The 24,567-nt window shown below is 67.6% G+C and carries 20 protein-coding genes; 7 read left to right on the forward strand and 13 right to left on the reverse strand.

Annotation, left to right across the window (positions count from 1 at the left end; genetic code table 11):
* Nucleotides 1-44: 44 nt before the first annotated feature.
* The 8 genes from QNM97_RS16520 to QNM97_RS16555 form a co-directional block, all read right to left on the reverse strand.
* Nucleotides 45-1,643 (reverse strand): serine/threonine-protein kinase, encoded by a 1,599-nt coding sequence (locus tag QNM97_RS16520; RefSeq protein WP_283819432.1) that lies wholly within the window; start codon nt 1,641-1,643, stop codon nt 45-47.
* A 92-nt stretch (nt 1,644-1,735) separates the two neighbouring features.
* On the reverse strand, nt 1,736-3,004 hold the full coding sequence (locus tag QNM97_RS16525) for an SfnB family sulfur acquisition oxidoreductase (protein ID WP_283819433.1): 1,269 nt from the start codon (nt 3,002-3,004) through the stop codon (nt 1,736-1,738).
* A gap of 1 nt (nt 3,005) precedes the next feature.
* Entirely contained in the window at nt 3,006-4,115 is a 1,110-nt protein-coding gene (gene sfnG / locus QNM97_RS16530) for a dimethylsulfone monooxygenase SfnG (RefSeq protein WP_283819434.1), read from the reverse strand.
* A 163-nt stretch (nt 4,116-4,278) separates the two neighbouring features.
* The gene (locus QNM97_RS16535; RefSeq protein WP_283819435.1) at nt 4,279-4,950 is read right to left on the reverse strand and encodes a TetR family transcriptional regulator; all 672 of its coding nucleotides are present in this window, start codon (nt 4,948-4,950) and stop codon (nt 4,279-4,281) included.
* Between the two features lie 84 nt (nt 4,951-5,034).
* On the reverse strand, nt 5,035-6,186 hold the full coding sequence (locus tag QNM97_RS16540; RefSeq protein WP_283819436.1) for an acyl-CoA dehydrogenase family protein: 1,152 nt from the start codon (nt 6,184-6,186) through the stop codon (nt 5,035-5,037).
* Entirely contained in the window at nt 6,183-7,376 is a 1,194-nt protein-coding gene (locus QNM97_RS16545; protein WP_283819437.1) for an acyl-CoA dehydrogenase family protein, read from the reverse strand. Before QNM97_RS16545 ends, QNM97_RS16540 begins: the two co-directional genes overlap by 4 nt.
* 41 nt (nt 7,377-7,417) lie before the next feature.
* Nucleotides 7,418-8,197 (reverse strand): SDR family oxidoreductase, encoded by a 780-nt coding sequence (locus tag QNM97_RS16550; RefSeq protein WP_502875060.1) that lies wholly within the window; start codon nt 8,195-8,197, stop codon nt 7,418-7,420.
* Nucleotides 8,198-8,249: 52 nt separating this feature from the next.
* On the reverse strand, nt 8,250-11,519 hold the full coding sequence (locus QNM97_RS16555; RefSeq protein ID WP_283819439.1) for an acetyl-CoA carboxylase family protein: 3,270 nt from the start codon (nt 11,517-11,519) through the stop codon (nt 8,250-8,252).
* Nucleotides 11,520-11,755: 236 nt separating this feature from the next.
* Here QNM97_RS16555 and QNM97_RS16560 point away from each other — a divergent pair, with 236 nt between their 5' ends.
* The 4 genes from QNM97_RS16560 (at nt 11,756) to QNM97_RS16575 (ending at nt 15,348) form a co-directional block, all read left to right on the forward strand.
* Nucleotides 11,756-12,859 (forward strand): ferredoxin reductase, encoded by a 1,104-nt coding sequence (locus QNM97_RS16560; RefSeq protein ID WP_283819440.1) that lies wholly within the window; start codon nt 11,756-11,758, stop codon nt 12,857-12,859.
* 5 nt (nt 12,860-12,864) lie between these two features.
* Complete coding sequence (locus QNM97_RS16565) at nt 12,865-14,067, forward strand: fatty acid desaturase family protein (protein ID WP_283819441.1); 1,203 nt, start codon at nt 12,865-12,867, stop codon at nt 14,065-14,067.
* A gap of 122 nt (nt 14,068-14,189) precedes the next feature.
* Entirely contained in the window at nt 14,190-14,648 is a 459-nt protein-coding gene (locus tag QNM97_RS16570) for a hypothetical protein (protein ID WP_283819442.1), read from the forward strand.
* 190 nt (nt 14,649-14,838) lie between these two features.
* Nucleotides 14,839-15,348, forward strand: a complete 510-nt coding sequence (locus QNM97_RS16575) for a DUF4395 domain-containing protein (RefSeq protein ID WP_208795138.1) — start codon at nt 14,839-14,841, stop codon at nt 15,346-15,348.
* 119 nt (nt 15,349-15,467) lie between these two features.
* On the opposite strand, the gene QNM97_RS16580 is transcribed toward QNM97_RS16575, so the two are convergent.
* The 5 genes from QNM97_RS16580 to QNM97_RS16600 form a co-directional block, all read right to left on the reverse strand.
* Nucleotides 15,468-16,415: a Ppx/GppA phosphatase family protein gene (locus QNM97_RS16580; protein WP_283819443.1), complete on the reverse strand. Its 948-nt coding sequence runs from the start codon at nt 16,413-16,415 to the stop codon at nt 15,468-15,470.
* The gene (locus QNM97_RS16585) at nt 16,412-16,936 is read right to left on the reverse strand and encodes a DUF501 domain-containing protein (RefSeq protein ID WP_283819444.1); all 525 of its coding nucleotides are present in this window, start codon (nt 16,934-16,936) and stop codon (nt 16,412-16,414) included. Before QNM97_RS16585 ends, QNM97_RS16580 begins: the two co-directional genes overlap by 4 nt.
* Nucleotides 16,937-16,982: 46 nt before the next feature.
* Complete coding sequence (locus QNM97_RS16590; RefSeq protein WP_283819445.1) at nt 16,983-17,669, reverse strand: FtsB family cell division protein; 687 nt, start codon at nt 17,667-17,669, stop codon at nt 16,983-16,985.
* Between the two features lie 13 nt (nt 17,670-17,682).
* Nucleotides 17,683-18,966, reverse strand: coding sequence for a phosphopyruvate hydratase (gene eno / locus QNM97_RS16595; protein WP_283819446.1), 1,284 nt, complete (start codon nt 18,964-18,966; stop codon nt 17,683-17,685).
* A 121-nt stretch (nt 18,967-19,087) separates the two neighbouring features.
* Nucleotides 19,088-19,849 carry a lytic transglycosylase domain-containing protein gene (locus QNM97_RS16600; protein ID WP_349632333.1) on the reverse strand — a complete coding sequence of 254 codons (762 nt, stop codon included), beginning with the start codon at nt 19,847-19,849 and terminating at the stop codon, nt 19,088-19,090.
* Between the two features lie 418 nt (nt 19,850-20,267).
* Here QNM97_RS16600 and efeU point away from each other — a divergent pair, with 418 nt between their 5' ends.
* From efeU to efeB, 3 genes are read left to right on the forward strand one after another with little or no spacing between them, the layout of a single operon-like run.
* Nucleotides 20,268-22,004 carry an iron uptake transporter permease EfeU gene (gene efeU / locus QNM97_RS16605; RefSeq protein ID WP_283819447.1) on the forward strand — a complete coding sequence of 579 codons (1,737 nt, stop codon included), beginning with the start codon at nt 20,268-20,270 and terminating at the stop codon, nt 22,002-22,004.
* Nucleotides 22,005-22,024: 20 nt separating this feature from the next.
* Nucleotides 22,025-23,191, forward strand: a complete 1,167-nt coding sequence (gene efeO / locus QNM97_RS16610) for an iron uptake system protein EfeO (RefSeq protein WP_283819448.1) — start codon at nt 22,025-22,027, stop codon at nt 23,189-23,191.
* 43 nt (nt 23,192-23,234) lie between these two features.
* Nucleotides 23,235-24,530, forward strand: coding sequence for an iron uptake transporter deferrochelatase/peroxidase subunit (gene efeB, locus QNM97_RS16615; protein ID WP_283819449.1), 1,296 nt, complete (start codon nt 23,235-23,237; stop codon nt 24,528-24,530).
* The last annotated feature ends 37 nt before the right edge of the window (nt 24,531-24,567 follow it).

The raw sequence follows: 24,567 nt of genomic DNA on the forward strand, positions 1-24,567 counted from the left end.
CGGTCGGTGCGGCACGCTGTGCCACGATCCGTTCGGACCCGACATCACGGCAGGACATAGACGACGGCGTTGTTGCCACCCTGACACACCACCGCCGAACCCTGTGGGGCACACGCCATCGTGTAGGCCTGCCCGGTGACCGGACTGTAGGCGACCACCGGGCGTGACTGACCGTAGGCACCCGAATTGTTGTACGCATCCCGCACCGCCTGGGCGAACGCACAGCTGGTCACCTGCGAGCCGATCGCCGACGTCGCGTCGCACGGAACCGCATTGGGCGGGAACGACGGCGCGGCGGTCACCGTGGGCTGGTTGGTGATCGGTGGGGCCGCGGTGATCGTGGTCGTCGTCGGTGACTGCGCCGTCGAGTCGTCACCCGAATTACGCGTGAACAACCAGTACGCGCCGACGCCGAGCAGACCGAGGACGGCCACCACGATCACGGCGGTGACCGCGACGACCAGCGAACGGTCCCGCCGCGGTTCGGCATAGCCGGGTTGCCCGTACGGCGGGTACCCCGGGGGCATGCCGCCGGGCACCTGCGGGCCCGAGAACTGTTGCGGCCCCGACAGATTCTGGGGTCCGGAGTAGTTCTGGGGTCCCGAATAGTTTTGGGGCCCCGACACATTCAGGGTGCTTCCACCACCGGCCGGGCCGATCGGTCCGACAGGTCCCGACGGTCGGATCTGGGTGGCGCGCATCGCCTCGTCGTTCGCCGCGGCCGCACCGAGCACGGTTGGCGGAGCCTTGCTCAGGTTCGGGCCGGGTTGTCCGGGCATGGCCGTGGGGACGATCGTCGTCGTGCCGTCGCTGCTCTCGCCGGTCAATGCGGCACGGGCCGCCGACGCCAGTTCGGTGGCGCTGCCGTAGCGTCGCGTCGGCTCGGGGTCGAGGCCGCGGCTGATGACCGCGTCCATCGCCCGGGGCACCTCGGCGTTGACGCTGCTCGGTGCGGGAGGCGGGGACATGACCGCGGCCTTGATCGCCGAGCTGATCGTGTCGGCGGGATGCGGCACGCGGCCGGTGAGGCTTTCGAAGAGGACACAGGTGAGTGCGTAGATGTCGCTGGCAATGCTCACCGGGACGGCGTCGAACAATTCCGGCGCCATGTACGCGATCGACCCGATGGCGGTGCCGGCCTGCGTGAGGTGGGTGTCGTCGGAACCGTGGGCGATACCGAAGTCCACGAGATAGGCGAAGTCGTTCTGCGCGACGAGGATGTTCTCGGGTTTGATGTCGCGATGCACCAGACCGTCGGCGTGGGCGGCGTCGAGCGCCGAGGCCACCTGCTCGATGATGGTGACCGCCCGTGCCGGGGCGAGCGCATGCTCGCGCCGCAACAGCGCGCGCAGATCCTCCCCCGCGACGAGTCGCATGTCGATGAACAGCACACCGTCGATCTCGCCCCAGTCGTGGATCGGGATGACGTGGGGTTCGCCGAGCCGCGCGGCCGCATGCGATTCGCGACGGAAACGCTGTTGGTAGACGGCGTCGTCGGCGAGGCCGGGGTTGAGCAGTTTGAGCGCGACCTCACGGTCCTTGGTGATGTCGTAGGCCCGGTAGACCTCACCCATCCCGCCCCGACCCAGCAACTCGTCCAGGCGATACGGCCCGAACTGGGTGTTGACGCGACTCGTTGACATGGTGTGAGCATAACGGTGCACACCGACAAATCGACCGTCGTCCGCGGTCCGGGTGAACGACCTCGCGATCGTCTCAGCGGCGATTCATTCGCTCAGATGACACCGTGTACGGGCGGGTTCTCGTCACGCAGGACCTTGCGTCCGATGTGCTGCAGTTTCCAGCGCACCGGATCGTGCAGGGTGTGCGTTCGGGCGTTGCGCCAGAAGCGATCCAAGCCGGTGCCGGCAGCAGCACTGCGGGTGCCGCCCACCTCGAACAGCGCCGATCCGATGCCGGTGGCGACGCGGTCGGCGACGACCTTGGCCGCGGCCACCGCAATCGACGCGTCGGCGACTGCGCCCACATGTGCGTCATCGCCGTCGGCGGTGGCGGCCTCGTTCGGGGTGAACCCGGTGGCCCGGTCGACCGCACGCCCGGCGGCATCGAGGGTGGCCTCGGCGGTGATCAGGTCGACGCCGAGTTCACCGAATCGTTGCACGAGCAACGGATCGTCGACAGCCCGCTCGACACCGGCCTCGAACCACGGTCGGGCACTGGTGCGCACGAACTCGACAGCGGTGTCGAGGGCGCCGCGTGCGATGCCGACGTCAATCGCGACGTGCAGCAACTGGGCGAACGCACCGTATCCGGTGGGCCGGGAGACCGCGGGCGCGCGGGCGACGAGGTCTGCGGCGTCGACGGCGACGCCCCGCAGCCGCACCGTCCCCGAGCCGGTCGTCTTCTGCCCCAGGGTATCCCAGTCGTCGACGAGCTCCACCCCGGGCGCGTCGGCGGGGATGAACGCCACGTATTCACCACCGTCGAGGTGTTCATCGGCGTCATGGCGGGCCAGCACGGCCAGGGTGTCGGCGAACAACGAGCCGGTGGCATAGAACTTCTCGCCGTCGAGACGGAACCGGCCGGGACCGTCGGAGACGAGCGTCGTGGAGATGTCGGCGATCGTCTTGCCACCGCGCTCGGATTGCGCGTTGGCCACCCGACCGCCGCGCAGCACGGCGCTGAAGTGCTTGCGCGCCAACTCTTCCGAAGCAGCGAGCCGCAACAGGTTCAGATAGACGAAGTGACTGTGCGGGATCTGCGCGATGTTGGGATCGGCGGCCGCGAGGATGCGGGTCACGTCGGCGACCACGCTCGGCGCCAGGTCGGGCCCACCGAATCGGGCGGGCACGGTGATGGCGAGCAGCCCGCTGGCCGACAACTCGTCGATCTCCTCGTGGGGCAGACGTCGCTGCGCGTCGCGTTCGGCGGCGCCGGAGGCGAACCGATCGGCGAGGACGTGGGCGGCGGCTCGCGCCCGCGCGGCCGAATCCAGCCGCGCGGCACCACGATCGGCCCGCACCACGGAAGTGGTGAGGCTCATCTCAGCCGACGGTGGTCCGCTGCGCGGCTTCGAGTTCTCGGACGAGGGGGAGGACACGCTCGCCAAAATACTCGATCTCTTCCTGGAAGTGCAGGAATCCACCGAGGATCAGATCGACACCGAGACGCTTGTAGGCCACGATCCGCTCGGCGACCTGCTCGGGCGTGCCGATCAGCTGGGTACGGAAACCGTCGTTGTACTGCACGAGATCCTCGAAGGAGGAGTCGGCCCACATGCCGGTCTTGTTGCCGGTGGAGTTGCCCGCCTGCTGCACCGCCGACCGGAAGCCCTCCACCGCAGGACGATTCGCCTTCTCGACGATCTCACGCAGGGTGTCGCGGGCCTCGGCCTCGGTGTGGCGGGCGATGATGAAGCCGTTCAGCCCGAAGCGCACCTCCCGCTCGTGGGCCTGTGCGACGGCGCGCAGATCGTCGAGTTGCTCGGTGACGCCGTCGAAGTCCTTGCCGTTGGAGAAGTACCAGTCGGAGAAGCGGCCACCGTTGTTGCGGGCCGCGGTCGAGTTACCACCTTGGAACAGCTCGGGATTCGGGCGTTCCGGGGTGTTGAGCGGCTTGGGCTTGAGGGTGAAGTCGTGGATGCGATAGAAGTCGCCACGGAAGTCGACGTTGTCCTCGGTCCAGATCTTGCGGATCACCTCGAGGAATTCCGCGCTGCGCCGATACCGTTCATCATGCTCGAGCCACGGCTCGCCGAGATGGGTGAACTCGTCCTTGAACCATCCACTGACCACGTTGATCGCGAAGCGCCCGTTCGACAGGATGTCGGCCGTCGCACCGAACTTCGCGAGCACGGCCGGATGCCACAGCCCCGGGTGGATGGCGGCGATCAGCTTGAGGCGCTGGGTGGCCAGCAGCAGCGCGAGGCTGAAACTGGTGGACTCGTGCTGGAACTCCGCGCCATAGGACGCCTCGTAACGGACCTGCGACAACGCGTACTCGAAGCCGTTGTTCTCGGCGGTCTGCGCGAGTTTGACGTTGTACTCGTAGTCCCAGCTGGTCCGCTGCTCGATGTCACTGGTCACCAGCCCACCGGACACATTGGGCACCCAGTAGGCGAACTTGATCTCGTCGGCGATCTTCTCGGTGGACACGGGTCTCCTGCTCGTCATGTGAACGCGACGCACCCAGGACGCGGTGCGCGACAACGTCGGCCATCTTCACCCGGGAAGCCGGCGCGGCCCACCCTTGAAATCGGCGTGCGTGAAAACCCTCGACGCGGCGGTCCACCTGAACCGGCGCGTCACTCGCCGCTGCCTACCCGCTCTTCCACTGCCCCATGCCGAGGAACACCATCACCAGTTGCCGCTCGGTACGGTGCACGATGTCAGCCTCGGCGTCGCGTCCGCGGTGCTCACCGTCGAGCAGGTCGGCCACCGCGGTCAGCATGATGGTGACGATGAGTTCGGCGGCAAGTTCGAGATCCTGGGGCTGCCACTGCGAGAGATCCGGGATGCGCGACAGATCGATGGCGAGTTCCTTGGAGAACAACCGCAGTTCGGTGTCGATCGCGCGACGGATCTCGGCGACCCCGCCGTGCTGTTCGCGGATCAGGAAGCGGTAGTCGGTCTCGTGCTCGTGCACGTGGCGCAACAGGATCGCCAACGAATTCTGTGCGGTCGGCAGCGCCTGACGGGCGGCGAGATCGCGCCGGCCTTCGCGCAGTGTGCGACGCAGGATCCGCATCGAATCCTCGACGAGGGTGACGCCGAGATCCTCCATCGACGCGAAGTGTCGGTAGAACGCCGTCGGGACGATCCCCGCGCCGCGGGCGACCTCCCGCAGGCTGATGCTGGCGAAGCTGCGCTCACTCACCAGGTCCAGCGTGGTTTCCAGCAGTGCCTGCCGGGTGCGGTTCTTGCGATCGGCCCGGCTCTCCCGTTCCGCGGGCCGCGGGGCACGCGAGGTGGGGTGGCGGGTCCGGGTCACCTAAGCGAGTCTAGGACATCGCAGCGTGCCCGCGGTGCCGGGTCCACGGCGCGCCGAAGCCACGAGAAGCGCTCTCACCTGCGGTTACCGCCAGGAAGAAGACGGGGCCAGGGCCACGAGTTCAGCCAGCCGCGCACGGTGGTGATAGCCGTTGCCGAGCGCGAGCTGGTCGGCCTTGGCGCGCTTGAGATACAGGTGGGCGGGATACTCCCAGGTCATGCCGATGCCACCATGGAGTTGGATGCATTCCTCGGCGGCCCGGACGGCGACGTCGCCGCAGTACGACGCGGCCAGGTGCGCGGCGATCTCGGCGTCGGCGTCGCCGCGCGCTGCGGTGTCGGCGGCGTAGCGCGCGGCCGCACCCGCCGAGGACAACTCGAGCCACAGATCGGCGAGCCGGTGTTTGATGGCCTGGTAGGACCCGATCTGTCGCCCGAATTGCCTGCGCTTCTTCACGTACGTGAGCGTCGTCTGCAGACACCACAGGGCGACGCCGAGTTGTTCCGACGCCAGCAACGCCGCGCCGGTGAGCAGCGCTGCCTGTACCGCGTCGCCGCCGTCGCCGGAGCCGACACGCCGGCCGAGGGCGTCGGTGAACTCGAGATCGGCAAGAGGCCGCGTCATGTCCAGCGCGAGCACCGGCGTCACCGTGACCCCCGGTGAATCAGAGGGCACCGCATACAGTTCGACGCCGTCGGCACCGTCGGCGGGCACGATCAGCACGTCGGCGTCGGTTGCACCGGCGACCGTGGTCACCCGTCCCGACACGGCGCCATCGGGACCGACGGTGACCGATGGCCGCGGGTCGGTCGCCGACCACCCGACCGCGAGTGCCGCGGTCGTGGTGCCCTGGGCGAGTTGTGGCAGGAGTTCGGTGTCGCCGGCGTGCAGCAGGACGGCGGTCGCGATGATCGCGCTGGTCAGGAACGGAACCGGGGCGACGGCTCGTCCGATCTCCTCACACACCACCGCCGCCTCACGTTCGGAAGCGCCTGCGCCACCGAGCGATTCGGGGATCAGCAACGCCGCGAGGCCGAGATCGGCGGCCAGCGTGCGCCACACCTGTGCGAAGTCGGGCGCGTCGGGCTCGTAGGCCTTGACGACGACGTCGGCGGGCAGCCGGTCGGCGAACAGGCGTCGTACCGAATCGCGCAGCGCCTCTTCGGTGTCGGAGTACTGCAGATCGGCGGTCACCGACGGGGTCGGTGGTGTGGTCATCTGGCCAGGTGCGCTCATCGGGGCAGGTCCTTCCAGGCGATGTCCTTGTCGACGCGGTGTTCGGGCGGTAGGCCCAGCACCCGTTCGGCGACCACGTTGCGCAGGATCTCCGAGGTGCCGCCCTCGATGGAGTTGCCCTTGGCGCGCAGATATCGGTAGCCGGTGTCGCGTCCGGTGAAGTCGACGGTCTCGGGGCGGCGCAGTTCCCACTCGTCGTAGCGCAATCCGTCCTCGCCGGCGATCTCGAGGTCGAACCCGGAGATCTGTTGCGCCTGCCGGGCGAAGGCAAGCTTCATCGCCGAACCCTCCGGGCCCGGCTGTCCGGCGGCGAGCTGCTGACGCAGACGTTCCCCGGTGAGGCGGGTGACCTCGGCATCGACCCACAACCGCATCAACGTGTCGAGCTTCGCCGGATCCCGAACCTCCGGATGGGAGCGCCAGCGCTGCGTGAGCTTTCCGATCATGCCGCCCTCGCGCGGTGCGCCCGAGCCGATGGCGACCCGTTCGTTGTTGAGCGTCGTCGTCGCCACCCGCCACCCGTTGCCGACCTCACTGATCCGGTCGGTGTCGGGGATGCGGACGTCGGTGAGGAACACCTCGTTGAACTCGGCTTCGCCGGCGATCTGCCGTAGCGGCCGGATCTCGATCCCGGGATCACTCATGTCGACGATGAAGTAGGTCAGGCCGGCGTGTTTGGGCGCCGACGGATCGGTGCGGGCGACCAGGATGGCGCGCTGGGCATTGTGCGCACTCGAGGTCCAGACCTTCTGTCCGTTGACGATCCAGCCGTCGCCGTCGGGCACGGCGCGCGTGGCCGCCGCCGCCAGATCCGAGCCGGCTCCGGGCTCGCTGAACAACTGGCAGTAGATGTGCTCGCCGAGGTAGAGCGGCCGCAGCAGGCGGCGCCGCTGCTCCTCGGTCCCCAGCGCCGCGATGGTCGGCGCCGCCATGCCGAGACCGATGCCGTTGCGCGACTTGGCCGGTCCGGGTGCGCCGGCGGCAGCGAGTAGCTCATCGACCAGGGCCTGGTGGCTCTGCGCGATCCCCAGTCCACCGTCACCGGGGCGGAAGTGCACCCAGGCCAGCCCGGCATCGAATCGTGCGGCCAGGAAGTCTCGTTCGGGCGTGGTGGCCGGATCGTGCTCGGCCAGCAGCCTGCTCACACGGGCGCGTAGATCTACGGCCACGTCGTCGACGTCGGTGTCCACGGGGGTCCTCTCCGTCGGGGTCGAACTGGAGGGGAATCTGTTCAGCGGCGTACGTCGCCGAGGGCGCGATAGGGTGCCGCGTCGCCGAGGTGCTGCCCGCCGTCAACGGTCATGATCTCGCCGGTCATCCACGACGCGGCGTCGGAGGCGAGGAACACGATGGCCGAGGCGACATCGGCGGGTTCGCCGATCCGTCCGAGCGCGGTGGCCTCGGAGACCTCGGCTTCGTGCTCCTTCCACAGCGCCTCGGCCAGACGCGTTCGCACAATCCCGGGGGCCACGGCGTTGACCCGGACCTGCGGTGAGAGTTCCAGTGCCAATTGCCCTGTCACGTAGATCAATGCCGCCTTGGACGCGTTGTACATGCCGATACCCGGCTCGTGACCGAGACCGCCGATGGATGCGGTGTTGATCACCGATCCGCCGTGCTCGCCCATCCACGCCCGGACGGCCAGCCCGGTCCACAGGATCGGGCCCCACAGGTTCACGTCCATCGTCTTGGCGAATCGCCCGTGATCCTGGGCGATGAGTGGCCCGTATGCGGGATTCGTGCCGGCATTGTTGACCAGGATGTCGAGCGATCCGAAGTGTTCGAGGGTGGTGTCGATGCAGGCGCGGGCCTGATCCTCCTCCGCCGCATGGGCGGCGATGCCGAGGACGTTCGGGCCGATCGCCTCCGCAGCGGCCCGCGCGGCGTCGGGTTTGCGTGAGGTGACCACCACATTGGCGCCCGCCGCGGCCAGTGCTGCGGCCGCAGCCGAACCGATCCCCCGCGAGGCGCCGGTGACCAGGGCCGTGCGGCCGTGCAGATCCGGGAGCATTGTCATTCGGTTCGCCTTTCGCGAGTAACTGGGGTCTCCCCGTCATCTGAACTCAACGTGATCGCCCGAGTTGACGGATCCAGTGCCGGGTGGTCGACGGGTCGATCACGTCGTCGAGTTCGAACGTGGTGGCCGAGTGCAACGCCTTCCCGTGCTCGTAGGCCTTCGCGAGGAGATCAGCGAACAGGGACTCCCGTTCGGCGGGGTCGGAGACGGCGTCGAGTTCTTTGCGAAAGCCCAGACGTACCGCACCTTCGAGGCCCATACCGCCGATCTCCCCGGTCGGCCACGCGATGGTGAATTCCGGTGCGTGGAACGACCCGCCGGCCATGGCCATCGCGCCGAGCCCGTAACCCTTGCGCAGGATCACGGTGCCGAACGGTACGGTCAATCGCGCACCGGCGGCGAAGAAGTTGCCGAATCGACGTACCGTCGCCTGCTCCTCGGACTCCGGACCGACCATGAAACCCGGTGTGTCACAAAGCGTCACGAGGGGCAGTCCGTGTGCCTGGCACAGCGTCAGGAATTCGGCGGCCTTGTCGGCGGCCTCGGCGTCGATCGCTCCCCCGAGGTGTCGACTGGAATTGGCCAGCAGCCCATAGGCCACCCCCTCGACCCGGATCAACGCGGTGACGATGCCGCGGCCGAAGACGGGTCGTAGCTCCAGCACGGATCCGACGTCGGCGATCGATTCGATGGCGGAGTGGATGTCGTAGGCGCGCAGGCGGTTCTCCGGGACGGCGTGTCGCGCCGATCGCGGATCGGGTGCTTCCCATCGGTCGAGGTCACCCTGGAAGTAGGACAGGTAGTTCCGTGCGGCGGCCACGGCGTCGGCTTCATCGCGCGCGAGCACGTCGATGACGCCGTTGCGGGTCTGCACGTCGACCGGTCCGATCTCTTCGGGAGCGAATACCCCGAGACCACCGCCTTCGATCATCGCCGGTCCTCCCATGCCGATGTTGGCGTCGGGAGTGGCGATGAGGACGTCGCAGGCGCCGGCGAGTGCGGCGTTGCCGGCGAAGCAGCGGCCGGAGACGATGGCCACCGTCGGCACCGCCCCGCGCAGGCCCGCCATCGACCGGAAGGTGTCGAGTTCGAGCCCAGCGGCGCCGAGGGCGTCGGTGTCGCCGGGCCGCCCACCGCCGCCCTCGGCGAAGAGTACGAGCGGAATCCGCTTGCGCCGGGCCACCTCCAGCAGCCGGTCGGTCTTCACATGGTTGCGCATGCCCTGCGTGCCCGCGAGGACGGTGTAGTCGTAGGAGATCACCACGGCCTCCGCGGCGGCAGCGCCGAAGCGGTCGGCGCCGATCGTCGCGACCCCGCCGACGAGGCCGTCTGCGGGGGTGTTGGCGATGAGGTCCGCTTCGCTGCGGCGGGTGCGTTGGGCCGCGAGGGCCAGCGCCCCGTACTCGGTGAAGCTGTCGGGATCGATGAGGTCGGCGATGTTCTCCCGGGCGGTGCGGCGCGAGCGCCGGTGTCGCTTGGCAACGGCATCGGGACGCCCCTCGTCGAGCGTGACGGCGTGGCGAGCGATCACCTCGGCCAGGTCGGGACGGATGTGGTCGGGGTCCGCGGCGGTCGCGTTCACGTCGGCGTCGTCGTGGTCGGCGTCGGTGACCACCAGCAAAGGCGTTCCGGCGCTGACGGATTGGCCCTGGTCGATGAGACTGCGTCGAATCTCGACAGGGTGTGGGTCGGTGACGACGTGCTCCATCTTCATCGCCTCGAGGATCACCAGCGCCTCGCCGCCGGCCGCCGTGGCATCGGTGGCGGGAGTGGAGACGACGACGCCCGCCATCGGGGCGGTGATCACCCGCTCGTCGGTGCCGATGCTGATGTCGGTGTGGGCGGGGATGTCGCCCGCGGGCGCCGCTTTCGCACGCTCGCCGGCGAACTGGTCTGCGGCCGAGCTCAATTCGGCCATATTCTGTTCGACGAAGTCCGTGGTCAGTGCGGCGGTCCCGAATTCCTTGGCCGCCAGTACGGCCCGGAGCAGATCGATGGTGGTCTCGACGCCACCGATCGTGAAGTCGCGTAATGCCGTGTCGAGTTTGCGGGCGGTGACGGCGACGTCGTCGGAGCGGGTGTGGGCGATCACCTTGGCCAGCAAGGAATCGAACCGCGGACTCAGCGTCAGACCCGGCCGGCCGTGCGTGTCGACGCGGATTCCGGGGCCGGTCGGCGCCGAAAAGACCTTCAGCACGCCGGAATCAGGGGTCGTGGTGCCGTCGGCGCCGATCCGCTCGGCGTTGACCCGCGCCTGGACCGCCACGCCGCGCGCCTGTGCCACAGTGCCGCTCACACCGTCGGCCGTGGCGAGAATACCGGCAGGCAGATCGAGTTCCTCGTAGGTGGCGCCGGCGGCGATGTGAAGCGCGGTGGCCACCAGATCGACGTCGGTCACCTCTTCGGTCACCGTGTGTTCGACCTGGATGCGGGGATTGACCTCGAGAAAGACGAATCTCTCGGCGGCGAGCAGGAATTCGACGGTCGCCAGGCCACGGAAGTCCTGGGCGGCGCACAGCACGACCGCGGCGCGGTGGATGCCGTGCCGGATCCCGTCGTCGAGGTCCGGTGCCGGTGCGATCTCGACCAGTTTCTGCCGTCTGCGCTGCACGCTGCAGTCCCGGTCGCCGAGCGCGAGTGCCCGCACCGTGCCGTCCGCGGCGGGAGCGGCAACGACCTGGACCTCGATGTGGCGCGCACCCGTGAGCAGTTCCTCGGCGAACAACGCGGCGTTGCCGAAGCCCATCCGAGCTTCGGCGGTGCACGCGCGAAACGCAGCGGGGAGATCGGCCGGGATGGTGACCGGACGCATGCCCCGTCCCCCTCCACCGGCGACGGCTTTGAGCATGATCCCGGCGGGATGTGCCCGCAGAAACTGTGCAGCCTGCTGTTCGTCGATGCCGGAGGTGGTCGCATCGAGCACCGGAATCGACGCCGATACCGCCGCGTCCCGGGCAGCGGCCTTGTCGCCGAACGTGCGCAGGACGCGCGAATCCGGGCCGACGAATCGGAGCCCGGCGGTACGGCACGCGTCGGCGAAGTCGGCATCTTCACTGAGGAATCCGTACCCGGGATGAACCATCGTCGCACCGGCGGAGACGGCGGCCGACACCAGTGCCGAAGCATCGAGGTAGGCGGCGGGCCCGGTACCGGGTAGTGCGACGGCCGTGGTGGCCGCTCTGACATGCGGGGCGTCCGCGTCGTCGACGGAGTACACGGCGACGGTGCGCAGGCCGAGCTCCGACGCCGTTCGGAGGATCCGCAGCGCGATCTCACCTCGGTTGGCCACGAACAGCGTTGTCGGCGCCTGGCTCACGTCAGAGTTCCTTCCTCCGGGTGTGTCCGACGCTACACCGCCACTTGAACCTGACCTCACCCTCATCATTGCTGCGCCCGCTTCGACGACCACTGTGTTGTCACTCACATCAGGTTGCGGGCTGTGACACGATCACGGACCGCGTCAATCCCTTGACGGATCGGGCCGGAATCGTGCCACACTGTTCGGAGTACAGATGTTCACTCATCGGAGTGAGACGAACGGAGCCAGCCCCCATGAGCATCCGCCTTCCCGAAGTGTTCTCCTCAATCATCGAGGCGACCATGTCCCCGCATCCGGTCGACCGCTATCTCGAACTGGTCGACCCGATGCTGACCTGGCGTGACCTACGCGCCCGAGTGATCCGCGTCGAGCGTCCGACCGACCGAACGGTCCGGCTCACCCTCGCCCCCACGCGCCAGTGGCAAGGACACGAGGCAGGTCAATTCATCCAGCTCAGCGTGGTGGTCGAGGGCGTGCGCCAGACCCGTTGCTTCTCCCCCGCCAACGCTGCCGCGGGACCCGAGGGCACCGTCGAACTGACCATCACCGCACACGACGACGGACTGGTCTCGCGATACCTGCGCAAGACCGCGGCGGTGGGCGACGTCTACGGCCTCTCGCAGGCTGCAGGCGACTTCGTCCTGCCTGCCGAGGGGGTACGTGCGCCGGTGTTCATCAGCGGCGGTAGCGGCATTACACCTGCACTCTCAATGCTGCGTACGCTCGTTGCGAATGGCTATGACGAGCCGGTCACCTTTGTCCACTACGCCCGGACACCGTCGGACCTCGCCTACCGCGCCGAACTGACCGCATTGGCCGCGGTCCATCCTCACCTGGACCTGCGACTGCACTACACCCGCGGTACCGAGGACGCCGGGATGGACGAGGGCGTCATCGGACATTTCACCGGCGCGCACCTCGAGGGCATCGCCGACCACGACGATGCGGACGTCTTCGTCTGCGGGCCGGCGACCCTGATGGACGCGGTCTTCGACCACTACGAGACCGCCCATCCGCACGCCCGTGTGCACAGCGAGGCCTTCACCCTCGCCGTGCCGGCGGCCATCGATCCCAATGAGCCCGTCCACGGTGAACTGAGCTTCACCGCGTCGGGCACCTCGGCGACCAACGACGGTCGCACGATCCTCGACCAGGCCGAGTCGGCGGGGCTGAGCCCCGAGTCCGGCTGCCGGATGGGGATCTGCTTTTCCTGCACCGCAATCAAGAAGTCGGGCTGCACCCGCAACGTGCTGACCGGCGAGACCGATACCGAATCCGACACCCAGATCCAGCTGTGCATCAACGCACCCGTCGGCGACGTCGAAATCGAGGTATGACACCCATGGCAACCAACATCCTTCCCCCCGAAACCGAGACACCCGAGACCGAGACCGCCGCGCCGCTCGCGCTGCGCAAGGTTGCAGACCCCAACACCGTGCGGCTCTCCTACGCACAGGTCGAACAACTCGGCCGCGAGCTCGACGAGATCAAGGCCCGCGTGGTCGCCGATCTCGGTACCAAGGATCGCGAGTACCTGTACTCGATCATCCGTACGCAGCGTGGACTCGAATTCGCCGGGCGCGCACTGTTGTTCCTCGGGTTCTTCCCGCCCGCGTGGGTCGCCGGTGTCGGCGCCCTGTCGGTCTCGAAGATCCTCGACAACATGGAGATCGGCCACAACGTCATGCACGGCCAGTACGACTGGATGCGTGAGGACACCTACAACTCTCGCGAATTCGAGTGGGACAACGTGTGTCCAGCCGATCAGTGGAAGCACAGCCACAACTATCTGCACCACACCTTCACCAACATCCTCGGCGAGGATCGCGACATCGGTTACGGCATCCTGCGGATGGCACGTGATCAGAAGTGGAACCCCTACTATCTCGGCAACCTCGGCTACGCCACCGCGCTGATGCTGCTGTTCGAGTGGGGCGTGATGCTCCACGATCTCGAGGCGGAGAACATCGTCGCCGGCAAGCGCAAGTGGAGCGACATCAAAGGCCTCGTGAAGGGCATGTGGCGCAAGGCAAGTCGACAGGTTCTCAAGGACTACGTCGTCTTCCCCGCCCTCAGCGGCCCGATGTTCGTGCCGACCCTGCTCGGCAACGCGACCGCCAACCTGGTGCGCAACGTGTGGGCGTACTCCATCATCTTCTGCGGTCACTTCCCCACCGGTGCACAGACTTTCACCGCCGAGGAATGCGCCGACGAGACACGCGGCCAGTGGTATCTGCGGCAGATGCTGGGCTCGGCCAACATCACCGGCAGCCAGCTGTTCCACATCATGAGTGGCAACCTGTCGCATCAGATCGAGCATCACCTCTTCCCCGACATCCCGGCCAGCCGGTATCCGGCGATGTCGGCCGAGGTACGCGAGGTGTGCGAGCGCTACGGTTTGCCGTACAACACCGGGTCGCTGAGCCATCAGCTCGGGTCGACATGGAAGAAGATCGCCAAGCTGTCGCTGCCGAACTTCATGACCCGCGATGACGACGATCTGAAGGTCATCATCGACCGACACAAGCCGGCCGAGGTCGCCTGAGCAAGCCATCGCGTCGCCCCGAGACGGGCGGTATCGTCGGAATCACACCGTCGATGCCGCCCGTTCGGCTTTGCCGTCCGCGCGCGTCACCATCCCGCACGACCCAGCGAGGAGAATCCACCGTGGTCGATCGCATCGAACGCAACAAGGATCTGATCCAGGAACTGGTGGAGTCCACCGCCACCCATGTCGGCCAGATCGCCACCATCATCACCAGCGCCGTGGCCGGTGTGGCCCGGGAGATCGGTGAGATCGTCACCGACGGCTTCGAGATGCGGGAGGCGGCGCAACGCGCCAAGGCGGACGAGTCGCACCACGTCATCGACGCCGAAATCGCCGACGACCACGACGAGGGCGCTCTCGATGCCGAGGACTCCGTCGACGCTCCCGCGATCGAGGAGTCGGCAACGTCGGACCGAGGACCGCTCAACCTCGAAGGGTCGTTCGAGGCACCGGTGGTGCCGCAGGATCTCGACGAGTCAGATCCGGACTCCGGTGCCGATGACCGTCACGCCGACGACATCGATGGCGCGACTCTCGAGGGCACCATGGAGGCTCCGGTCGCACCCGTCGAGGAGTGACCGACAGCGCCCGCCATATCGCCGACAGCGCCTCCAGTACGCCGACAGCGCCCGTCAGCTCACCCACAGCGCCCTCCAGTACGCCGACAGCGCCCGCACGCCTCGGTTTCATTCGCTGTGAGCCCAACCCGTGACCCCGGACGGTCCGTCGCGTAGCTTCGTCCTGTTGAGGACGTCAGAGGAGGATCTTGTGTCGGTGCGTTCGGTGTTCACCTTCCCCAACCCGGTGAATGATTACGCGGCGCGATCCACCGCGGGTCTGGTGGTGGCGCTTGCGATCGTGGCAGTCGTCGTCAATCACTGGGCGCTCTACGCTGTGCTGGCGATCGGGTTCGCGCTGCGCGTCGCGTCCGGGCCCAAGCTGTCGCCGTTCGGCCAACTCTCGGTGCGGGTCATCGCCCCCAAGATCTGGCGCAAGACCAAGCTCGTCCCCGGACCCCCGAAGCGGTTCGCCCAGGGCATCGGACTGGCCTTCAGCACCACCGCGCTCGTGCTGAGCCTGCTCGGCTACGGACTCGCGGCCCAGATCGTCGTCGGCGTCCTGATCGTCGCTGCCACACTGGAATTCGCGCTCGGTTTCTGCCTGGGCTGCGTGGTCTTCGGCTTCTTGCAGCGCAACGGGATCATCCCCGACACCGTCTGCGAGGCCTGCAACAACATCTCTTTGCGCAACCCGGATCTGGCGAACACCTCACGCTGATCTGACCCAGGCGCTGTCGGCGAACTGACGAGCGCCGTCGGCAGAATCCCGGGCGCTGTCGGCGAACTGACGAGCGCCGTCGGCAGAATCCCGGGCGCTGTCGGCGAGGCGCCGGGCTACTAGTCGAGCAAACCCAGCGCGATGCCGTCGAGGATGTCGTGCTCGCTGACGACGAGTTCGGTGATCCCGGCGCGCTGCGCCAACTGCCGGGCCAATTCCATCGTCACCAGTGATCCTCCGCCGATGACATCGACGCGACCCGGGTGCATGGGGCCGAGCGCGGCTCGCTCGGCACGCGTCATGCCGACCAGTCGTCGGCACACCGCATCGAGATCGTCACGCCCCACCCGGGACAGGTGAATGGCGTCGGAATCGTATTCGGCGAGACCGAGATGCAGTGCCGACAGCGTCGTCAGGGTTCCTGCCACCCCAACCCAGGTGCGCGCGGACGAGACGTCGACCACAGCGAACGCCTCGGCGAGTCGCTCCGCGATGAACCCCTGCGCGGCGGCGACCTCCTCGGCGGTGGGCGGGTCGGAGGGCAGTGCGCGTTCGGTGACGCGCACGCAGCCGACGTCGGCGGAGAAGCCAGCGGTGACACCGTCGGCATCCCCGACGACAACCTCCGTCGAGCCGCCACCGAGGTCGGTCACCACGAACGGCCCCTGATCGGCGGGCAGTTCTCCCACGGCCCCGCGGAATGACAGTTGCGCTTCCTCGTCGCCGGTGATGACCTCGGCAACCGCCCCGGGCACCACGGACCCGAGTAACTCCGCGGTCATCGCGAAGAACCGGTCCCGGTTGGCGGCGTCGCGGGTGGCCGACGTCGCGACCATCCGCACCTTCTCCACGCCGGCCCCGACCATCACCTCGACGTAGTCGGCGAGGGCCACGCGGGTGCGCTCGATAGCCTCGTCGGCGAACTGCCCCGTCGCATCCACGCCCTGACCGAGACGAACCACCCGCATCTCCCGGTGGATGTCGGTCAGCGGTGTCGTGTCACCGGGCTTCGCGACCAGCAGGCGAATCGAGTTCGTACCGCAGTCGACCGCGGCGACCACACTCATCCGACATCTCCGTTCTCGTCGATGGGCGCCGACGGCCAGTCGGCCGGAATGGCGGTTCCACGCAATCCGGCCTGCGCGGCCAGAGCCACCGACTCGTCACCGAGCGGATTCACCCCCGGCCCCTTGGCCAACGAATGCGCGATCAGCACATGCAGACACTTGACCCGGTCGGGCATCCCGCCGCCGGTGAAATCCGTTCCGAGAGAATCGATCTCATCGCGCTCGGCCAGATAGGACTCGTGTGCGGCGCGATAGGCGGCAGCCAGCTGTTCGTCGGTCGCCAGCCGCGCGGTCATGTCTTTCATGACACCGGCCGATTCCTGTCGACTCGCCTCCGACGTCAAGCGTGGATCGGTCAGGTAGTACAGCGTGGGGAACGGTGTGCCGTCGGGTAACCGTGGCCGGGTCTTGATGACGGCCGGAATACCGTCGGGGGTGCGGTAACTGACCTTGATCACCCCGCGTGGCTCGCGGCCGAGTTGGGCGGTGACAACTGCCAGATCGTCGGAGGAGATGCTCACGAGTGGTCACAGTAGCCGCCGCGGGGCGACGGAGAGAAAACGCCGGTCACCGGCCGTCGGGTGGCGTGGCCACCGTTTCCCACAGGTTGCTGTACCAGGGGTTGGCCGCATGCTTCTGCGCGGCCTGTTCGGCGGCCTGCTTGCCGGCGTCGCCCGGATACATCATGACCAATCCGGTCTCACCCGGCCGGACCATGCCCAATCGCTCCCGCGCCTGGGCCTCCTTGTACGCCGGATCGCCCTGCTCGTTGACCTTCTTCTGGTAGTAGGTCACCTGTTGGCGCAGCTGCTCGTTGGAGGCGACGACCTGGTTGTACTCCGAGCGGCCCTGATAGTAGTTGCGCAGCGACGGTGCCAGAGCGATGGCGACCACACCGACAACCAGCGCCATGATCACCGCACGTTTGGCGTCGAGTCCGCGCACTCGCGCCACGACCGAGTCGGCGATGGTGGGGCGCCGGCGTGGCGTACGACTCCCCCGCGACGATGCCCGTCGGGGGGCGTCGTCGGAGGGGATTGCGTCGGCGTCGATCTCGTCGACCAGGTCGACGTCGTCGCGATGGATCTCCTGTTCCCCGGTCTCGATCACCGAGACCGGGGTACGACGCGACGACGACGCGGAGCGACGAGGGGCACGACGGGCGCGTTCGGCCGAACGCGGATCCCTGGTGGATCGCTTCGCCCGCCGACGCCCGTCGCGCTCGGAGTTGAAACGCCCATCGGCATCGGCCATGGGCCCTAGCTAATCACGAACCGAACGAGAACCGTGGGAAGGCAAGGTCTCCGGCGTAGCGTGCCGCGTCGCCGAGGCCCTCTTCGATGCGCAGCAGCTGGTTGTACTTGGCGACACGCTCGCTGCGAGCGGGCGCACCGGTCTTGATCTGACCGCAGCCGCAGGCCACGGCGAGATCGGCGATGGTGGTGTCCTCGGTCTCACCGGACCGGTGGCTCATCATCGTCTTGTAGCTGTTGTTGTGCGCCAGCGTGACGGCGTCGAGGGTTTCGGTGAGGCTGCCGATCTGGTTCACCTTGACCAGCAGCGCGTTGGCGATGCCCCTGGAGATGCCCTCTTCGAGCCGCTCGGGGTTGGTGACGAACAGGTCGTCGCCGACGAGCTGCACGCGGTCGCCGATGGCCTCGGTGAGCTTGGCCCAACCGTCCCAGTCGTCCTCGGCCAGACCGTCCTCGATGGAGACGATCGGGAAGTCGGTGATGAGCTTCTCGTAGAACGGCACCATCTCGTCGGACGAGAAGTCCTTGCCTTCGAGCTTGTACACGCCGCCCGAGAAGAATTCGGTCGACGCGGCGTCGAGCGCGATCACCACGTCACGGCCGAAGCCGTAGCCGGCCTTCTCGACGGCCTCGCCGATGACCGCGATCGCGGCCTCGGTGTTGGGCAGATCGGGAGCGAAACCACCCTCGTCGCCGAGTGCGGTGTTCAAACCCTGCTTGTGCAGGACCGACTTGAGCGCGTGGTAGACCTCGGCGCCGCAGCGCAGCGCTTCCTTGAAGGTCGGGGCACCGACCGGCGCGATCATGAATTCCTGGAAATCGATGCCGTTGTCGGCGTGCTCACCGCCGTTGATGATGTTCATCATCGGCACGGGCAGGATGTGCGCGTTGGGTCCGCCGACGTAGCGGAACAGCGGCAGCCCGGCCGATTCGGCAGCGCCCTTGGCCACCGCGAGCGAGACACCGAGGATCGCGTTGGCGCCGACGCGGCCCTTGTCGGGGGTGCCGTCGCAGTCGAGGAGCGCCTGGTCGACGAGGCGCTGTTCTTCGGCGTCGATGCCGATGACCGCGGGGGCCAGCTCACCGAGAACGCTCTCGACGGCCTTGGTGACGCCCTTGCCGTTGTAGCGATCGCCACCGTCGCGCAGCTCCACCGCCTCGTGTTCGCCGGTCGATGCACCGGACGGAACCGCGGCCCGGGTGAAGGTGCCGTCGTCGAGCAGCACCTCGACCTCGACAGTGGGATTACCGCGCGAGTCGAGAATTTCACGAGCGCCCACCTGTTCGATGATTGCCACGCTGCGCCCCTTTCGATGGACGGGTCGGCGTCTTCTTGAGCGCCGACGGGTACGCGACAAAGCCTAGGGCATGGGAATGGAATCTTCCGCGAGAGTCACCCGGGCGGAACTGACCCCGGCGTCAGTAGCGGACGTTGACCGAGTAGGCGTTGGCGTGATTGCGGACGTCGATGACGTAGGCCATCGAGTTGTTGTAGACCTTGACCGCCTTCTCCCAGCCGGCCGCGGTGGTCAGGTCCCCGCCGGAGGAGACGCACAAGTAGCGGGCCGCCGAGAGCGCCGCATCGTCGATGTTGTCCGGGTCGGCCTTGCCGTCACCGTTGGCGTCGACGCCATAACGCTCCCAGGTCTGCGGGATGAACTGGAAGGGCCCCATCGCACGGTCGTGGGTGGCGTCACCGTCGAGCCGGCCGTGGTCGGTGTCGGGGATCTCCATGTTGCCGCGGGTGCCGTCGAGCGGCACTCCCCGAATCGGGGGCGACACATCACCATTGGCGGCGATATGCGCTCCCCGATAGGTGCCGTGTTTGCTTTCCACACCGGCGATGCCGGCGAGGGTCGTCCACGCGAGCCCGCACTCGGGATGCTGTTGACGTTGGATCTCGGCGGCGTTGCCGTACGCCTCGAGCGAGATCAGCGGAATGCCGGTGCCCTCGGCGATGGGACGAGCCCAGCCGGCCATGGCGTCGGCGGTCCGGCCCGGTTGGTCGATGTCGATGTAAGGCTGCTGCGCGCCGGGCGCGGGCGGGATGCCGTCGGGAATGTCGGGTCGGTTCAATGAACCGATGTCAAGACAACTCGTCAGGGTCATCGATCCGACGACCGCAGCGATCGCGACGACGATCAGCGCGCGATACCGACGCGCGCCCCTACCCGCTTGCACCCTGACCACCCCTTCTGCGCCGTGGACCGCGCGCCCTTCACTCGGTGTCGGCCGGCTTGTCGGCCCGCACCCGGTGTCGGCGCCCTCCCCGATGACCGCACGAACGACACAGGGTTGCACATCACCGAGGCCGGACTCCATTCGTCGATGTGTCAGAACCCGACATTGTCCTCAACTCCACCCGAGCGTGTCCGGTTCCCGAGGAAAGGGCATACTATCGTCGGTTAGCCTCACCAACACTGCGTCGCACGGCGCGGAACCCGGTGTGCACTGGAGAAAGAAAGCCGCATATGGAGCTGGTGGCGGGCACGGCGCCCTCGCAGTTCACGGTCGACGACCGTGAAGCCACCGTCGGCCCAGAAGCCGCAAAAACGGGCATTTCCGGCAGTGTGCCGCATCGCATGAAGCGGGGACAACAATGCTCGCAACCCTGATCATCGGCCTCCGCGAAGGCCTCGAAGCGGCCCTGATCGTCGGGATCATCGCCGCATTCCTGCGTCGCCAGCAACGCCGTGACGCGCTGCGCTGGATGTGGATCGGCGTGATCGTCGCGATCCTCATCTGCGTCGCCGTGGCGATCGGCCTGGAGGTCCTCTCCCGCGATCTGCCCCAACAGCAGCAGGAAGCCCTGGAAACGGTCATCGGTGCCATCGCGGTCGCGATGGTCACCTACATGATCGTCTGGATGCGCGAGCATTCCCGAGACCTCAAGGGGGACTTGGAATCCGCCGCATCCGAGGCGATGGCCAACGGGTCGGCGTTCGCCTTCGTGCTGATGGCGTTCCTGGCGGTGCTGCGCGAAGGGCTCGAGACCGCCGTCTTCCTCGTCGCAGCGTTCAACGCCAGCGGCAACGCTGTGCCCTCGGCGGCCGGGGCGATCCTCGGCATCGCCATCGCGGTGGCACTGGGATACGGCATCTACCGCGGCGGGGTCCACATCAACCTCGCCCGCTTCTTCAAGATCACCGGCTTGTTGCTGGTACTCGTCGCCGCCGGACTGGTGATGACGGCCCTGCACACCGCCCACGAGGCCGGATGGCTCGACGTCGGACAGCAGCAGGTCGTCGACCTGAGTTGGTTGGTGCGGCCAGGTTCGGTGCAGTCGTCGTTGCTGACCGGTGTGCTCGGGTTACAACCCAAACCGGTGCTCATCGAGGTTCTCGGCTGGCTGATCTATGTGGTGGTGGTCGGCACGATCGTCCTGTGGCCGGCCGGGCGGGCATTCCCGCGGCGACTCGCCGCGATCGCCACCGGAGCCTGCGCCGCAGCGCTCGCCATCGCCGCGCTCGTCGTGTTCCTCACCGCGCCGGCCACCCCCACGCTGCCGTCGTCGACGCTGGCGACGCCGGCCACCGGGTCTCCGACCACCAGCGGCATCCTGTCCGGCACGACGGTGCAGGTACCCGCGGACGTCTCGGTGTCGGTATCGAAGGCAGGCGCCGACTCCGCGACCGGAGTGCTGACCAGCGGCGCCGTCACGACCCCCCTCGAACGACTGTCCGGGGGTGAGACGACCACGTTCGGCAGCCTGTCCGCGCCGACCTTCGACCAGGTCGTCACCCCGAACCTACCGATCACCGCCTTGGTTCCGGACGCTCCGACCCGGGTGAGCGTCGCCCAGATCGTCGCCGGCAATGGCGGACGTCTGCCGGTGGGTCTGGACACCCGCCGGTTCGGTGAGTCGGCGCCGGTGGTCTACGTCGTCAGCGCCTCGGTGACCGTCTCGGTCGATCCGTATTTCAACCGCCCACTCGCAGCCGATGTGCGCTACGCGATCACCGCGACGGCCACCCCGGAACAGGGGTCGGCGGTCGTGCTCGGCAAGGTCGCCACGTTCGAGACCGGGCATCAGCCCACCGCCGCCGACCTCGCCGCGCTCGGGGCCGCGAATGATCAGCGCAATCGCCATCATTCGCAAGGCGTGACGGTCCCGCTGACCCTCACCGTCATCGCGGCGGTACTGGCCGTGCTCGCTGCGCTTCTCGCGATGGCGTCGCGCCGTCGACCGACCCCATCGACCCCATCGACACCGTCAGCTCCGGTGTCCGGGCGCGGTGACCCGACCACATCGGAGCCCTCGGGACCCGACGTGACCCCGGATGTGGACCCGGCTGCCGTGGTGGCGCCGCCCGAGAAAAAGGAGAGAACCCGATGAGGGCTTCCAGACTGGTTGCCGTGTCAGCGACCGCCGTGGCCATCGTAGGTGTGGCCGCCTGCAGCAGCAGCGACGACGGCGATTCGTCGAGTGCGACGAAGACCGTCACCGTCGAGATGACCAACGACGGCTGCAAGGTCACCCCCGACAAGGTCGACGCCGGGCCGATCACCTTCGAGATCAAGAACACCAACGCGGCGGCGGTCAGCGAGGTGGAGCTGTTGCAGGACGGCAAGATCCTCGCCGAGCGCGAGAACATCGCGCCGGGTATGGCGGCAACGTCGTTCTCCCACAAGCTCGATGGCGGCACCTACGAGATCTACTGCCCGGGCGCGACCAACGAGAAGACCACCTTCACCGTCACCGGCACGGCCACCAAGGCCACCGGTAGCGTCGCCGACCAGCTCAACGCGGCCGCGGCCGAGTACAAGCAATATGTGGTCACCCAGGTGAACAGTCTGACCACGGCGACCCAAACCCTCGTCGACGCCGTCAACGCCGGTGATGTCGCCGCCGCCAAGGACGCCTACATCAAGGCCCGCCCGTACTACGAGCGCATCGAGCCGATCGCCGGATCCTTCTGTGCCAACGGCGCTTCGGACTGCTCGACCGACAACGCGGTGAACCTCGACGTCGCCATCGACGCCCGACCGGACGCCCTGGGCCCCGGCGACACCTGGCAGGGCTTCCACGTCATCGAGAAGCAGCTGTGGGAAGCCGGCAATCTCGACGGGATGAAGCCCGTCGCGGCCACCTTGCTGACCAACGTCAAGGATCTGCAGCGCCTGGTCAACGAGCCCTCGTTCACTGTCAAGCCCGCCGACATCATCAACGGTGCCGGCGACCTCCTCGACGAGGTGTCCACCAGCAAGCTGACCGGTGAGGAAGAGGCCTACTCGCACATCGACTTCGTCGACATGCAGGCCAACATCGAGGGCAGCCAGCAGGCGTTCGCCATCGTCAAGCCCGCCCTCAACGAGATCGATCCGCAGCTGACGACGACGATCCAGCAGGCCTTCGACCGAGTCGACTCGCTGATCGACAGCTTCCGGGATCCCAACGGGCCCGGCGGATTCAAGCCGTTCAACGACGTGACCGAACAGCAGAAGCGGGATATGGCCGCAGCCATCATCGCGGTCAAGGACCCGCTCTCGCAGGCCGGCGGAAAGATCGCCGCCGCCAGCTGACGGCACCGCCCCCGCACCGCATCACAGGAGAATTCGACACCCCATGAGCACCACCGACACGCCAGAACCCACACCGCAGAAACGGGGCCGGGTGAACCGACGAGGGTTCCTCACCGGCGCCGGTATCGCCGGTGCCGGACTGGCTGTCGGTGGTGCCGCGGGCGCGGGGATCACCTACGCCGCCACCGCCGACGAAAGCAGCGATCCGGCCACCGAGACCGTGGAGTTCTACGGCGAGCACCAGGCCGGCATCACCACGCGCCAACAGAATTCACTCGTGTTCGCCGCCTTCGATCTCAAACCGACGACGGTCGCACAGGTCGAGACGATGATGGCGCGGTGGGCTGCGGCGGCAAGCCTGCTCGCCCAGGGCAAACCGGTCGGCCCGGTCGAGTCGCGCCCGATGGCACCTCCTGCCGACACCGGAGAGGCGTTCGACCTGGGCCCCAACCGTCTCACCATCACCGTGGGATTCGGGCCGAGCTTCTTCGACGACCGGCTCGGCCTGGGCGCCAAGATGCCCGCGGCACTGAAACCTCTGGGCCAATTGGCCGTCGACACCACCATCGACCCGTCCATCAGTGGCGGTGACATCTGCGTGCAGGCCTGCTCCGAGGACCCACAGGTGGCCTTCCACGCCGTGCGCAACCTCGCCCGCATCGGGCGCAGCGTGGTCACCCTGCGGTGGCTGCAGGAAGGGTTCGGCCGCGCTTCGGCGACCAGCACCGACCAGGTGACGCCACGAAATCTGTTGGGCTTCAAGGACGGAACGGCCAACATCAAAGCCGAGGAGCCGGCCGTCGCCGACAAATGGGTGTGGGTCGGCGACGAGACCGACCAGCCGTGGATGAAGGGCGGCAGTTACCTCGTCACCCGCAAGATCCGCATGCACATCGAGGCCTGGGATTCCGACGACATCTCCGATCAGGAACGGATCTTCGGGCGCACCAAGGATTCCGGCGCACCACTGTCCGGCGGCGGCGAGTTCACCGATTTGAACTTCACGGTCAAGGGAACCGACGGTCGCACCAAGATCGACCGCTTCTCTCACGTGCGCCTGGCCCACCCCGACAGCAACGGCGGTGCCCAGCTCCTGCGCCGCGGGTACAACTTCACCGACGGGATCGACACCCGCACCGGCACGCTGTCGGCCGGTCTGTTCTTCATCGCCTACCAGAAGAACGCCCACGATCAGTTCGCCCGCATCCAGAACAACCTGGCCCAGGATGCCCTCAACGAGTACATCTCCCCGATCTCCAGTTCGCTGTTCGCGATCCCACCGGGCCTGACCGAGATCGGTGACTGGTACGGCAAGAAGATGTTCGGCTACCAGGGCTGAGCCTGCGCCTTCTGCTCTGCCACATCGGCTTGCCTAT

The sequence above is a fragment of the Gordonia sp. L191 genome, from assembly GCF_030077625.1.
Lineage (GTDB): Bacteria > Actinomycetota > Actinomycetes > Mycobacteriales > Mycobacteriaceae > Gordonia > Gordonia polyisoprenivorans_A.